We start from the raw sequence: 14,924 nt of genomic DNA, 5'->3' as shown, positions 1-14,924 counted from the left end.
TTGAAATTATTTCGAATACAGCGGTTGACTATTTCTCCGCTGTATCTTTTGAAGACTTCGGATCAGAGCTAGATACCTCAATATCTTTGGTTTCCGGATTAATGCTTACGGTCAAAACTGAACCGGTCTGCACATTGCCTTTGAGGATTTCTTCCGCAATAGGATCTTCCAGGTATTTTTGGATTGCCCGCTTTAAAGGACGAGCACCGAAATTACTGTCGTACCCTTTATCGGCGATGAAATCTTTTGCTTCATCCGTCAAATTGATGGTATATCCTAAATCTGCAATACGCTTGAACAAAGCTTTCAGCTCAATATCGATAATTTTGAAAATATTCTCCTTTGTCAATGAGTTGAAAACGATGACATCATCGATACGGTTCAAAAATTCTGGTGCAAAAGCACGTTTCAATGCTGTCTCGATCACACCACGGGAATGTGCATCAGATTGCTGTTCCTTGGCTGCTGTGGTGAAACCTACACCTTGACCAAATTCCTTCAATTGACGTGCGCCAATGTTGGATGTCATGATCACAATCGTATTGCGGAAATCGACCTTACGACCCAAACTGTCTGTCAATTGCCCTTCATCTAGTACCTGTAACAAGAGATTGAATACATCTGGATGCGCTTTTTCGATCTCATCCAATAAGATTACAGCATAAGGTTTACGGCGTACTTTCTCCGTTAGCTGACCTCCTTCTTCATAACCCACATATCCTGGAGGCGCTCCAACTAAACGTGAAACCGCAAATTTCTCCATATATTCACTCATGTCAATTTGGATCAACGCATCTTCGGTATCAAACATAAATCGAGCAAGCTCTTTTGCTAATTCTGTTTTACCAACGCCAGTAGGGCCCAGGAAGATAAATGAACCTATTGGTTTTTTTGGATCTTTCAAACCAGCACGTGTACGTTGAATGGCTTTGACCAGTTTACCTACAGCATCATCTTGACCAATGATTCTTCCTTTCATCAGTTCGGCCATGTTCAATAGTTTTTGACTATCAGTCTGGCTGACACGTTGTACCGGGATACCTGTCATCATGGCGACTACCTCTGCAACATTTTCCTCTGAAACGGTATATCGCTTTGATTTGGTTTCTTCTTCCCAGGCTATTTTCTCTTTTTCCAGTTCTTCGATCAGTTTTTTCTCCGTGTCTCGCAACTTGGCAGCTTCTTCGTATTTCTGACTGCGAACCACTTTGTTTTTCTCCAACTTGACTTCTTCGATCTTGTTCTCAATGTCAATGATGGACTGCGGAACGTGGATGTTGTTCAAATGCACACGAGAACCAGCTTCGTCTAATGCATCGATTGCCTTATCTGGTAAGAACCTATCCGTAATATAACGTGTGGTCAATGACACACAGGCTTCAATCGCTTCTGGTGTATAGGTCACATTATGGTGATCCTCATATTTTTCCTTGATACGGTTCAATATCTCCACTGTTTCATCGTGTGTAGCCGGTTCGATAGTTACCCGTTGGAAACGACGGTCTAAGGCACCATCTTTTTCAATATACTGACGATATTCATCCAGCGTGGTTGCACCGATACATTGAATTTCTCCCCTTGCCAAGGCTGGTTTGAACATGTTGGAGGCATCGAGTGAGCCAGAAGCACCGCCCGCTCCGACAATCGTGTGAATTTCGTCAATAAACAAGATCACATCTGGCGATTTTTCCAGTTCATTCATGACCGCTTTCATACGCTCTTCAAACTGACCACGGTATTTTGTACCTGCTACCAAGGATGCTAGATCCAGGGTAACCACACGCTTGTTGAACAAGACACGTGATACTTTGCGTTGCACAATACGTAAGGCCAACCCTTCAGCAATGGCGGATTTACCAACCCCCGGCTCTCCGATGAGCAAAGGATTATTCTTTTTGCGGCGTGAAAGAATTTGCGATACACGTTCGATTTCTTTTTCACGGCCCACAATAGGATCCAGTCGGCCTTCCTCAGCAGCTTTGGTCAGATCACGGCCAAAGTTGTCCAGTACCGGAGTCTTGGATTTTATATCCGAAACCTTCTTCGGCTGGATATATTGATCATCTTCAGCAAAATCGTCGTCGCCAGTAGGTGAACCCGGAGCTTCATCCTTAATGGTTGTTCTATTTTGTTCGACTTCAGATTTGAAGATGTCATAAGTCACATTATATTGCTGTAAAATTTGCGAAGCAATATTATCTTCATCCCGTAGGATGGCCAACAATAAATGCTCTGTTCCTATGATATCCGATTTGAAAATCTTTGCCTCCAAATAGGTGATTTTCAGAACTTTTTCAGCTTGTTTAGTTAATGGCATATTGCCAATAGGAGCGCGTGATACGGAGGCCCCCTTCACTGCGTCTTCCACAGATTGACGTAGGGCTGTAGTGTCAATGCCTATGTTTTTAAGGATTTTGATCGCCATTCCATCGCCTTCACGAATAAGCCCAAGCAACAAATGCTCAGTGCCAATATAATCGTGACGCAATCTCAAAGCTTCCTCTCTACTGTACGATATGACATCCTTTACGCGCGGTGAAAATTTTGCTTCCATTGAATACCTTTCTGTTTTATATTAAGGATATATAAATGTAGTAAATTCTGCATTTCAATCCTTAAAATTATTTTAAATAATGTCATCAACAATTAAGCCATGACCATTATACGTCCAAAATGTCAGTATAAAAGATTACATTTGTATGTTAATATAACAAGAGTTTTCCAATTTTTTAAATTTTATGTCAGACGAGAAGATTATTTTTTCGATGGCGGGTGTCAACAAAATTTATCCGCCTCAAAAACAAGTTCTAAAAAATATCTATTTATCTTTTTTCTATGGTGCCAAAATCGGTGTGATCGGTTTGAATGGATCTGGAAAATCATCATTGCTCAAAATTATTGCTGGTTTGGACAAGTCCTATCAGGGTGAAGTTGTGTTCTCCCCAGGCTATTCTGTGGGATATTTGGCGCAGGAACCTGAATTGGATCTCGAAAAAACTGTACTTGAAGTAGTCCAGGAAGGAGTAGCCGAAATTACAGCAATCTTACAAGAATACGAAGAAATCAATGAAAAATTTGGCTTGCCAGAGGTCTATGAAAATGCGGACGAAATGGACAGGTTGCTGACTCGGCAAGGTGAACTTCAGGATAAAATTGATGCAACAAATGCATGGGAAATTGATTCAAAATTGGAACGGGCGATGGATGCTTTGCGCTGTCCGGAACCGGAAGCAAAAATTGTCAATTTGTCAGGTGGAGAACGCCGGCGTGTAGCATTATGTCGCTTACTGTTGCAGGAACCTGATGTATTATTGCTGGACGAACCGACCAACCACTTGGATGCGGAATCCATAGACTGGTTGGAACAACATCTTAAACAATATAAAGGAACTGTAATTGCAGTGACCCACGACCGGTATTTCTTGGATAATGTAGCTGGCTGGATCCTGGAATTGGACCGTGGTGAAGGAATTCCTTGGAAAGGAAACTATTCTTCCTGGTTGGATCAGAAAGCAAAACGTCTGGCACAGGAGGAAAAACAGGAAACGAAGCGCCAAAAAACCTTGGAACGTGAGTTGGAATGGGTACGGATGGCTCCCAAGGCCCGTCACGCTAAATCGAAAGCCCGTCTTCATAATTATGAAAAACTAGCTTCAGAAGAAACAAAAGAACGGGAAGAAAAATTGGAATTGTTTATTCCGCCGGGGCCACGATTGGGGAATTCGGTCATTGAAGCTACGAATATTTCTAAAGCTTATGGTGACCGTATCTTGTTTGAAAATTTAAGCTTTATGCTGCCACCGGCAGGGATCGTGGGGATCATTGGACCAAACGGTGCTGGAAAGACGACTTTATTTCGTTTGATCACTGGACAGGAAACACCAGATACAGGTTCATTCAAGGTAGGGGAAACTGTCAAATTGGGCTACGTGGATCAAATGCACCATGACCTGGATCCTGAAAAATCCGTATGGGAGAATATTACGGGGGGGAATGATAATATGACATTGGGAAACCGTAACGTTAACTCCAGGGCATATGTGTCCAAGTTCAATTTTAATGGTGCCGACCAACAGAAGAAAGTAGGTGTACTATCGGGTGGGGAGCGCAACCGTGTTCATCTGGCCATTACCCTTAAAGAAGGATCGAATGTGCTTTTACTCGATGAGCCGACCAATGATATCGATGTCAATACATTACGTGCACTGGAGGAAGGATTGGAGAATTTTGGTGGCTGTGCGGTAGTGATTTCCCATGATAGATGGTTCCTTGACCGTATATGTACGCATATCCTGGCTTTTGAAGGCGATTCTCAAGTCTATTTCTTCGAAGGAAATTACACAGAATACGAAGAGAACCGCAAAAAACGCCTGGGTGACGTGACACCTCATCGCATTAAATATAAGAAACTGGTAAAATAGAAGCTCAACATGGAAAGCGGAAGGCTACTGGCAGCAATCATAGACCATGCAATTGATGGGATCATTACCATAGACAACAGGGGGCATGTGGAGAGCATTAACCCTGCTGCACTTGAATTGTTCGGTTATCAGGCTGAAGAAGTGATCGGGCATAATGTGTCGATGTTAATGCCTGAGCCGGATCGGAGTAACCATGATGGCTATATTCACAATTACCAAACAACGGGACATAAAAAAATCATCGGAATCGGTCGTGAGGTAATGGGACTTCGGAAAAATGGGGAAACATTCCCCTTCCGACTGGCGGTCAGTGAGGTGTGGCTCAAGGATAAAAATATCTTTACCGGCTTTATCCATGATTTATCCCGGGAGAAAGCTGCAGAAGATCTGCTTAAACAACATGCCGCTGAATTGGAACATAAAGTCAGCGAGCGGACACGTGATTTGATATCTTTGGTTTCGGAACTCGAGAAAGCAAAGGCAGAAGTCTCCAAATCTTTGGAGAAAGAAATTGAGCTGAACCAGCTGAAATCGAGGTTTGTTTCCATGGCATCCCATGAATTCCGTACCCCCTTGAGCTCGGTGCAACTGTCAGCTTCACTCATTGAAAAATATGCGGAGAGACCCGATGATAAGGCAAGTATCTTGAAGCATACCAACCGGATCAAAGGGGCTGTACAGTTATTGACCAGCATATTGAACGATTTCCTTTCCCTGGAAAAATTGGAAACAGGTATTGTTGTCATGAACCGACAGGAGATCAATCTGGTTGAACTTGCTGAAGAAATTACGGAGGAAATGCAGCTTATCTGTAAGAAAAATCAGCACATCGTGTATCAGCATACAGGTGAGATCGGGCATTTTTCCTTGGATCAAAATCTATTAAAAAATGTATTGGTAAATCTGATATCCAATGCCATTAAATATTCGGGTGAGGATACCCTGATTGAGTTTACTACTTATATTGATGAAGAAGGTTGTTCAATAGCTGTCAAAGACAACGGTATCGGTATCCCTGAAGAAGATCATGTTCATCTGTTTGAACCATTTTTTAGAGCACACAATACAGGAAATATTCCAGGAACTGGATTGGGATTGAATATCGTCAAAAGATATATCGAACTCATGGAGGGAAAAATGGAGTTTGAATCTGAAGTGCATAAGGGGACATCGTTTAAAGTTAGTTTTAGGAAGAATGGCCTTTAAGAGATAGACTATTTACGTATGAAAAATAAAAAAACAATTCTAATCATTGAAGATAATATTGACATCCGTGAGGGGACGAGCGAAATTTTGGAACTGACAGGACGGTATGATGTGATTACGGCTGAAAATGGACGGATCGGTGTTGATCTGGCTACCCGACATATCCCGGACTTGATCCTTTGCGATATTATGATGCCTGAATTGGATGGCTATGGCGTACTTTTTATGTTGAGCAAAATTGAAAGTACGGCAAAGATTCCTTTTATTTTTTTAACTGCGAAAGCCGAACGTGCCGATATGCGCAAAGCAATGGAAATGGGGGCAGATGATTATTTGACAAAGCCTTTTGATGATGTTGAACTGATGAATGCCATCGACGTTCGCTTGAAAAGGCATGAACAGCTAGCTGCTGAAGCAGCTCCGGAAGATCTCAATTTGAGTGCCGCAGAGCAGGTGCTGCTGTTGCATGAGCTGATAGCCAATTCACGAGTGAAAACGGTGAAGAAAAAACAGGCCATATATGAAAAAGATGATTCTCCGACTTATATCTACTATGTAAAATCTGGCCAGGTACGCAGCTTCAAATCTTATAAGGATGGCCGGGAACTGTCTACGGGTATATTCATCCAGGGAAATTATTTTGGCTATGCTTCTATTCTGCTGAATGAAAACTATGAAGATTATGCTGAAGCTGTTGAACCGAGCGAAATCGTGCTTATTCCAAAAGATAGTTTTTTGGAACTGTTATGGAAAAAGCCGGCTATTGCCAGTAAGTTTATCAAGTTACTTTCCAGCGATATTCGGGAGAAGGAAGAACAACTCCTTGGTTTTGCCTACCATTCTGTACGCAAACGGGTGGCAAATGCGCTGATCAGTGTGGCTGAGAAAAGTGGTGTCAATATCAGCCAAATCGATGAATGTATCATTGATATCACGCGGGATGGACTGGCATCCATTGCTGGTACTGCCAATGAAACTGTTTCTCGTATGCTCTCTGATTTTAAAGAGGAGAGATTGATTTCCAAAGAAAAGGGCAAAATATATATACATTCTATCAAGAATCTGCGAGATATCAAGCAATGATGAAAAGGAAGGATTAAAAACTCAAATGGATTAATAACCATATCCACTATTGAAAAAAGAGCGTGTCTGAAAAAGTCAGACATGCTCTTTTTTTTTGATAATTGTGATCTATATCATTTTATAGTGTGGTCTCACATCATGTTTTTGACTGTATACATGAAGTACTTTTGTTTGAGGATAAAACCCTAAAATTGATTTGGAGCATCTAGAATGAAAGTAGTAGTATATAATGTGAGATCATTTGAAAAAGAGTTTTGGGCATTGGCCAATGCTAAACAGCATGATTTGACTTTGATTTCAAATGGATTAAATGCAGAAACACAGAATTACGCCCGTGGGAAGGACGTGGTTGTCATTTCCATAGTTGATGTTTTGGACGAGGAGATGCTACTCAGCCTAAAAGAATTGGGGATAAATAAAATTATGACACGAAGTAAGGAAACTTCGCATATAGATCTGGTTAAAGCAGGCGATCTGCATATTCAGATCGCCAATGCACCTTTTGAGGACCAGAGCCCAAAAGGCCTGGCGGAGCAGACAATCCGAAACCTAAATCTATGGGGAATAGAAAAATGTGTTGGAAAAGCATGTTGTTGTTTAAACGACTGTGCAAAAAAATAATTTATGATGAATATGCAGCAGATGACAATGGAAGAATTGGTGCAGAAATACAATGTTGCGGCACCGCGTTACACAAGTTATCCCACAGTACCTTTTTGGGACAATGCGACATTTTCTGTCAAAGCATGGGCCGATCAGGTTTATCAGACCTTTCAGCAATCAAAAGAAAAGGGGCTGAGCCTGTATATACATCTTCCTTTTTGTGAGAGCCTTTGTACCTATTGCGGTTGCAATACACGTATCACAAAAAATCATCAGGTCGAGAGACCCTATATTGAATCTCTTCTGAAAGAATGGGAAATGTACCTCGCTATTTTCAAAGGAGAAAGACCGCTGCTTTCTGAAATCCATCTTGGTGGTGGTACACCTACCTTTTTTCAGCCTGACATGCTTAGGCGATTGATAGAGGGGATATTGAGTCAGGTAGATGTAGCAGCAGATAGTTCATTTTCTTTTGAAGCTCATCCGGCAAATACCCGTATCGAGCATCTGCAGACTTTGTTTGACTTGGGCTTTCGTCGGTTGAGCCTGGGGATACAGGACTTTGATCCGGTAGTGCAATTTGTGATCAATAGGCATCAGACCGTGGAAGAAGTTGAAGCAGTGATGCTAAATGCGAGAAAAATCGGGTTTGAATCGATCAACTTTGATTTGATTTACGGTCTGCCAAAGCAGACATTAGCTTCAGTGGAAGATACGATTCAAAAATCGATGCTGCTCGGTCCAGACCGTATTTCCTTTTACAGTTATGCGCATGTGCCATGGATAAAGCCTGGCCAACGGCATTATACAGAAGCTGACTTGCCTTCCGGTTCCGCTAAATTGGCCCTTTATCATATTGGAAAAAAACTGATTTTGGAACATGGTTATGAAGATATTGGAATGGATCATTTTGCACGACGGGAAGATGCACTCTACCTGGCTTTTCAACAAGGAAAGTTACATCGTAATTTTATGGGGTATGCGGATCGATTTAGTTCATTGCTGATCGGTATTGGTGTATCGTCCATCAGTGATGCCTGGGGTGGTTTTGCTCAAAATGTGAAGACAGTGGAAGAATACCATAAATGGATTGAATCTGGCATATTGCCTGTCGTGAAAGGTCATCTGCTCGACGACGAAGATCTAATGATAAGGCGCTATATCCTTGCTATGATGTGCCAGGGGGAAGTGAAGCTTGAACCAGGCTCTGACCTCAATGCGCAAATTAAGCATAAGCTGTCCGAGCTTGTTGCTGATGGTTTGGTCGTTCTATTGGGAGACCGTATCCAAGCTACCCCCACCGGGCGCTCATTTTTAAGAAATATCTGTATGGCTTTTGATCAACGTCTGCTGCGGTCAGGTTCGCAAAACCAGCTGTTCAGTCAAGCAATTTAAGTCGAGATATGGCAGAATTTAAGGAAAGAATACAATTGGAAGAGCTATGTTTCCATTGTGGAGACAAGATCCAGGAAACTGGATATCATCTGGATGACCATGATTTTTGTTGTCTGGGTTGTCAGACTGTTTACCAGGTGCTGAAGGCTGGTGGTATGCAGCAGTACTATAGGTACAATCAACATCCTGGAAAGTCCAATAAATCCAGACAGGAAGATTTTTCTTATCTGGATGAACCTCAGATTGCAAATAAACTCATTGATTTTAAGGACAGCAAAATCACGATCATTACCTTTTATATCCCTGCGATTCATTGTAGCTCATGTATCTGGCTGCTGGAGAACCTATACAAACTTAATCCCAATATATTGCAGTCGCGGGTGGATTTTATGAAAAAGCAGGCTAGTATTACATTTAATCATGAGCTAATCTCTTTGAAAGATCTGGTCTATCTACTGGTGAACATCGGTTATGATCCCAAAATCACCTTACAGGATGTGATCAAAGAGGGGAATCAGAAAAACCTAAATCCTTTAGTAGCCAAGATTGCTGTCGCAGGATTTTGTTTTGGAAATTCGATGCTGTTTAGCTTCCCTGACTATTTTGGCATGGGTGACTTTGAGCATGAATATGCAAGTTTTTTCGGGTATATCAATTTGGCATTTGGCTTACCTGTCTTGCTATATTGCGCTTCTGATTACTTTAAATCGGCCTATTTCAGTTTAACACAAAAACGGTTGAATCTCGATGTTCCATTGGCGCTGGGGATTCTGGTCCTGTTTTTACGATCGGCCTTTGAAGTGATCACCCATGCAGGTGCCGGTTTTACAGATACCCTCTGCAGCCTGGTATTTTTTATTTTGATCGGAAAATGGGTGCAGCAGCGTACTTACTATCACATATCCTTTGAACGGGATTACCGCAGTTACTTTCCTGTTGCTGTAACGGTACTGACTGAAGCTGGTGATAAACCCGTACAATTGTCTGAGGTGCGTATCGGAGACCGAATCCTTGTCCGAAACAATGAGATTATACCTGCGGATGCGATATTGTTAAAAGGAGAGGCAGCGATTGATTTTAGCTTTGTGACCGGAGAGTCAAGCCCTATAAATAAGATCTTGGGAGAGATTATCTATGCAGGTGGACGTCAGACAGGGGAGGCTATTGAACTGGAAGTGGTTAAACCCATTTCACAGTCCTACCTGACTAAGCTTTGGAATAATGAAAACTATAAAGATTATGACAGACACTTCCAGACCTTTGTCAACTTTATAAGCAAATATTTTACTGTTGTTTTATTGGCAATAGCCTGTTTTGCAGCCATATTCTGGGCGTCTGACGGTAATGCCAATAGGGCATGGGGAGCTTTTACTGCCGTGCTGATCATCGCATGTCCATGTGCATTGGCGTTGAGCTCTCCATTTACCCTTTCCGCAGCCTTGAGTATCTTTGACCGGAATAAATTTTATGTAAAAAATACAGCAGCAATAGAACAGATGGCGACAATTGATACTTTGGTCTTCGATAAAACCGGGACGATCTCCTCACCGAGGTCATCTTCCATCTATTTTGAGGGAACACTTGGTGTGGCGGACAGAAAACTTCTCCATGCGGTATGCCGAAATTCCGGACATCCCCTGAGCCGTGAGATTGTGAAGTGGCTGGAGGTGTCGTCGGATATGTTGGTGCAGGATTTTAAAGAACTTCCGGGAAAAGGGATTACTGCAGTTGTCAATAGCCGTGTCATACAGGTTGGTAGTGCTGCTTTTTTAGGTATAGGTGATATAAAAACCGATGGATCAGCTGTATTTATACGGATAGGAGGGGAACTGAAAGGGTATTTTACCATGGAACAATCGTGGCGGAATGGTCTGTCTGCGTTGGTGGAAAATTTTAAACCTCATTATGATCTTCATTTGATCTCTGGAGACAATGACCGACGCCTGGATGCCTTGAGATTGATATTTCCTTCCAAGTCGAAGCTGCTGTTCAATCAGTCTCCTCTGGAGAAGCTTGAAGTCGTTCAGCATTTTCAGCAAGAGGGGAAACATGTTTGTATGATTGGGGATGGGCTAAATGATGCCGGTGCGCTTCGAAGAGCGGATATGGGTATTGCAGTGAGCGATGATATCAATAATTTTTCACCCGGATGTGATGCCATATTAGACGGTGAATCTTTTTCAAAACTACCTGATTTTTTTGCCTTTAGTAAAGATGCGGTCAAAGTAATTCATATGAGTTTTGTGATCTCTTTGCTGTATAATGTAATCGGGCTTAGTTTTGCTGTACGAGGGATGATGTCGCCGTTGTTCGCGGCTATCTTGATGCCGATAAGTACCGTTACGATTATCTCTTTTACCAGCTTAATGACCAGATGGTATGCCAAACGTCATAAATTATAGTTGCCATGGAAATCATGTACATATTGATCGGTTGTAGCGTATTATTGGCGCTGGTTTTCTTATGTGCCTTTTTTTGGGCCAATAAGACCGGACAGCATAATGATACATATACCCCCTCTGTAAGGATTCTGTTTGATGATGAAACTACAGAAGAAGAAGAAGAAAGATAGGCCGTCTTAACTAAAACGTTATCGTAATTAAATCAATTATTTTTTTTTGTAATTCAGGTTATTATGAATAAAATTGGGGGAGAAATACCAATTTGAAATAAAATATACATGAGTAATAACCCATTTTCATTAAAAGATAAAGTTGTTGTCATTACAGGCGGTACAGGAGTTTTAGGCGAAGCATTTATAGAGGCGTTAGCCGAAGCAGAAGCAAAAGTTGCTATTCTTGGGCGTAATGGACAAGTAGGTGCGGAACGAGTTCAACAGGTAAAATCCATAGGGGGAGAAGCGATATTTGTGGAGGTTGACATTATGGACGAACAGGATGTTAACCGTGCAAAAGATGAAATTCTTCAACAATGGGGAAGGATCGATGCATTGGTGAATGCTGTTGGAGGAAATATTCCTGGAGCGACCATAGGGGCAGACCAGGATTTATTTGCAAGTAATATTCAAGATACCATCAAAGCTATAGAGCTCAATCTCTATGGCACAATGATCCCCACGCATATTATTGGGCGGGTGATTGCCGAAAGAGGCAAGGGGGCAATCGTTAATATTTCATCATTGACGGCTAGCCGACCTTTTACACGTGTATTGGGGTATACGGTAGCGAAACATGGTATAGATGGCTATACCAAATGGATGGCAACGGAGCTTGCGCAACGTTATGGTGATCAAGTCCGTGTGAATGCAATTGCCCCAGGTGTATTCCTCACCAAACAAAATAAGAATTTATTGATCAATGCTGATGGTAGCTATAGTGAGCGTACCCAACGTATTCTCAGTGGAACGCCTTATAACCGTTTGGGAGACCCTCGGGAGCTGAAAGGGACATTAATCTATTTATTGAGTGATGCATCAGCATTTGTGACAGGAGAGACTGTTTTTGTTGATGGAGGCTTTAATGCATGGTGTGGTGTATAACAACGATATTGAAATGAAAAAATTAGAACAAACATGGCGCTGGTACGGACCTAATGATCCAGTGACTTTGCAAGATATAAAACAGGCTGGTGCAACAGGTATTGTGACAGCTTTGCATCATATTCCTCATGGCGAAGTATGGCCTTTGGCAGATATCCAGGAACGAAAAAGGCTGATTGAAGAAGCCGGTCTGACCTGGTCCGTGGTGGAAAGTGTGACCGTACATGAAGAGATCAAAACAAAAGGACCTAAAGTAGATGAATATATTGAGAAATATAAACAGACGCTGACCAATCTGGCGCAATGTGGCATTAAGACAGTATGTTACAATTTTATGCCTGTATTGGATTGGACCCGGACACAATTGGATCTGTTGATGCGAGATGGTTCAAAAGCGCTGTATTTCGATTGGATTGATCTGGCACTTTTTGATATTTTCATATTAAAACGGGAGTCGGCGGAGAGCGAATACCCGGCCGATATTGTCCGTCAGGCTACCCAGCGCTTTGATGAAATTTCTGAACAGCAGAAGGTAGACCTGAGCAATGTGGTTCTCATGGGGATTCCAGGAGAGAAGAGCGTGGAATTGGATGCATTGAAAATAAGCATCCATACTTATAAGCATATTGGTAAAGAGGGATTACGTAAAAACCTAGTTTACTTTTTAAATGGAATTGCAGCTGCATGCGAGGAAAATGGTGTTCGTATGACGATACACCCGGATGATCCTCCTTATCCGATCCTGGGATTGCCCCGCATCGCAAGTAATGGTGAAGACTTTGATTATTTTTTAAAAGAGGTGCCTCAAGCATTTAATGGTATTTGCTTCTGCACGGGTTCTTTGGGTGCAAGCCAGACCAACGATCTGCCCGCCATTTTGGAAAGCGTCAAAGGACGTGTGAATTTTGTTCACCTGCGTAATGTGAAGAAAGATGCGATTGGCAGTTTTTATGAAGCAGATCATCTGGATGGGGATGTGAATATGTATAAGATCATGAAAATATTGGTTGCTGAAAATCAATTGCGTGCTACAGCTATTCCATTTAGGCCTGATCACGGCCATCAGATGCTGGATGATCTCCATAAAGTAACAAACCCAGGTTATTCTGCCATCGGCCGGTTGAGAGGTTTGGCTGAATTGCGTGGACTGGAATATGGAATTTTGGGAGAGTAGTGATCCTTGAGTCAGCGGCGACCCATCGAAGTAAGGGAGACATGAAGATAGATTGAAGCTGCATGGGGATAGCGGTTGAAAAAAAGTCAATACAATCAGGTGGTATGTCTATTCGTGACCACCTGATTGTATTTTTTTATTTCTTAAGCGATAAGTCGGAGATATAAATTTTACAGTGATGACTTTCGAACAATGAGCTGTGTAGGAAGTTCGATGGTTTCAAATTCATGGATAGGCCTTGTCATATTGATGGTTTCAATCAATTTTTTTGTTGCCAGTTCGCCTATTTCTGTTGCTGGCTGGACTACGGTGGACAATGCGGGATTTAATGAAGCAGCGATTTGTGTATTTGAAAACCCGATTACAGCAACTTGAGCGGGGACCTCTACCTGCAATTCGGCTAAAATACCCAGTGTACGTGTTGTGATTACATCGGTAGCACCGAAAATGGCATCTATATTTTTATGGTTAACATATTCTTTAATTAAAATTTCCTTTATCGTCTTATCCAAGTCTGCAGTGCTATTAAAATTACATTCAATGTAGTGGTTTTTGTTAAAGGGAATGCCCGCATCTGACAGTGCTGCTTTAAAACCGTTCAATCGCTCTTCCGCAACCCCCAGATTTTTGCCAGTTATATGTAATATGTTTCGTTTTCCCTGCTGGATGAGGTGTTGTGTAGCATCATATGCCCCCTGAAAATTGTTAACTCCAACCTTAAATGTGTCTAGCTTATGATTTATGCGGTCAAAAATAACAACCGGTATTTTTGCTTTAATGAGCGCTTTGAGCTCTTCGATGTTTGAACCTGAAGATACCGGAGCAATCATTAAGCCATCTATCCCTCTCATCCTGAGGACATCGATGCAATTCTTTTCGATTCGTTCGTCTTCCCTGCTTTGCATGAAGATAATATCATAGATGGTTTGTTGGGAAGCTATCTGGATGCCGTCCAAAATCTGTGATACAAAGGTGTTACTGATATTGGATACGATTACGCCTATCGTATTGGATTTTCCAATCTTTAAGCTCCGTGCTAATTTGTTAGGATGGAAATTGTGCTTTCTGGCATATTCCTGTACTATTTTTTTAGTCGCTTCACTTATTTCATAGCTATCAGATAGCGCTTTGGAAACGGTAGAAACAGAAATATTGAGTTCTAATGCTATATCTTTCAGGGTAGTTCTGCTCATCGCTATGGAGGTTATTATATCAGTAGATAAAGCTACATAAAAAAAGTAGATAAACATGGATTTATCATGATAATTACCCATATCATATTTGTTATTGATGTTAAGTGCTTTTAATTTTTCGTCCATGGAGATGTGTTTTTCCTTCCATCCCAGTTTCTGGCATATTTTCCGGTGTCTTGGCTGTTGTTTCTAAGCAGTGGTTTATTTATACTCTAAATTAGTATAGCTATAATAATGAAATAGTTTAGTATTAAGTTAGGTTTTCATTAGGTTTTGAAGTTGCTACATTTGAGTGGACATTAAGTTAAGAGAATTTTAATAACTTAAGAGACTTATGTCAAGAGAAAGAA

At 41.5% G+C, this 14,924-nt stretch carries 11 protein-coding genes; 9 read left to right on the top strand and 2 right to left on the bottom strand.

From position 1 onward, the window contains the following. Window positions 1–28: 28 nt before the first annotated feature. A complete protein-coding gene (locus HX021_RS12590; protein WP_286590726.1) occupies window positions 29–2,554 on the bottom strand; it encodes an ATP-dependent Clp protease ATP-binding subunit in 2,526 nt (841 codons plus the stop codon). Between the two features lie 184 nt (window positions 2,555–2,738). Between HX021_RS12590 and ettA the strand changes: the two genes are divergently transcribed. From ettA to uxuA, 9 genes are all read left to right on the top strand, one after another. Further along, window positions 2,739–4,421 carry an energy-dependent translational throttle protein EttA gene (ettA, locus tag HX021_RS12585; RefSeq protein ID WP_286590725.1) on the top strand — a complete coding sequence of 561 codons (1,683 nt, stop codon included), beginning with the start codon at window positions 2,739–2,741 and terminating at the stop codon, window positions 4,419–4,421. A 9-nt stretch (window positions 4,422–4,430) separates the two neighbouring features. After that, window positions 4,431–5,627, top strand: a complete 1,197-nt coding sequence (locus HX021_RS12580) for a PAS domain-containing sensor histidine kinase (protein WP_286590724.1) — start codon at window positions 4,431–4,433, stop codon at window positions 5,625–5,627. 18 nt (window positions 5,628–5,645) lie between these two features. Continuing rightward, on the top strand, window positions 5,646–6,710 hold the full coding sequence (locus HX021_RS12575) for a response regulator (RefSeq protein ID WP_286590722.1): 1,065 nt from the start codon (window positions 5,646–5,648) through the stop codon (window positions 6,708–6,710). 210 nt (window positions 6,711–6,920) lie between these two features. After that, window positions 6,921–7,331, top strand: a complete 411-nt coding sequence (locus tag HX021_RS12570) for a Rossmann-fold NAD(P)-binding domain-containing protein (RefSeq protein WP_286590720.1) — start codon at window positions 6,921–6,923, stop codon at window positions 7,329–7,331. Window positions 7,332–7,343: 12 nt separating this feature from the next. After that, entirely contained in the window at window positions 7,344–8,708 is a 1,365-nt protein-coding gene (gene hemN, locus HX021_RS12565; protein WP_286590996.1) for an oxygen-independent coproporphyrinogen III oxidase, read from the top strand. A gap of 8 nt (window positions 8,709–8,716) precedes the next feature. Continuing rightward, on the top strand, window positions 8,717–11,110 hold the full coding sequence (locus HX021_RS12560; RefSeq protein WP_286590718.1) for a heavy metal translocating P-type ATPase: 2,394 nt from the start codon (window positions 8,717–8,719) through the stop codon (window positions 11,108–11,110). A 5-nt stretch (window positions 11,111–11,115) separates the two neighbouring features. Further along, a complete protein-coding gene (gene ccoS, locus HX021_RS12555) occupies window positions 11,116–11,280 on the top strand; it encodes a cbb3-type cytochrome oxidase assembly protein CcoS (RefSeq protein ID WP_286590716.1) in 165 nt (54 codons plus the stop codon). 108 nt (window positions 11,281–11,388) lie between these two features. After that, entirely contained in the window at window positions 11,389–12,207 is an 819-nt protein-coding gene (locus HX021_RS12550) for an SDR family oxidoreductase (RefSeq protein WP_286590715.1), read from the top strand. Between the two features lie 13 nt (window positions 12,208–12,220). After that, complete coding sequence (uxuA, locus tag HX021_RS12545) at window positions 12,221–13,381, top strand: mannonate dehydratase (RefSeq protein ID WP_286590713.1); 1,161 nt, start codon at window positions 12,221–12,223, stop codon at window positions 13,379–13,381. A gap of 170 nt (window positions 13,382–13,551) precedes the next feature. On the opposite strand, the gene HX021_RS12540 is transcribed toward uxuA, so the two are convergent. Beyond that, entirely contained in the window at window positions 13,552–14,700 is a 1,149-nt protein-coding gene (locus tag HX021_RS12540) for a LacI family DNA-binding transcriptional regulator (protein ID WP_286590711.1), read from the bottom strand. Window positions 14,701–14,924: the final 224 nt, after the last annotated feature.

This window comes from Sphingobacterium sp. N143, from assembly GCF_030325625.1.
Lineage (GTDB): Bacteria > Bacteroidota > Bacteroidia > Sphingobacteriales > Sphingobacteriaceae > Sphingobacterium.
The sequence above is the reverse complement of the archived record's forward strand: the minus strand, read 5'-3'. Positions and strand labels throughout refer to the sequence as shown.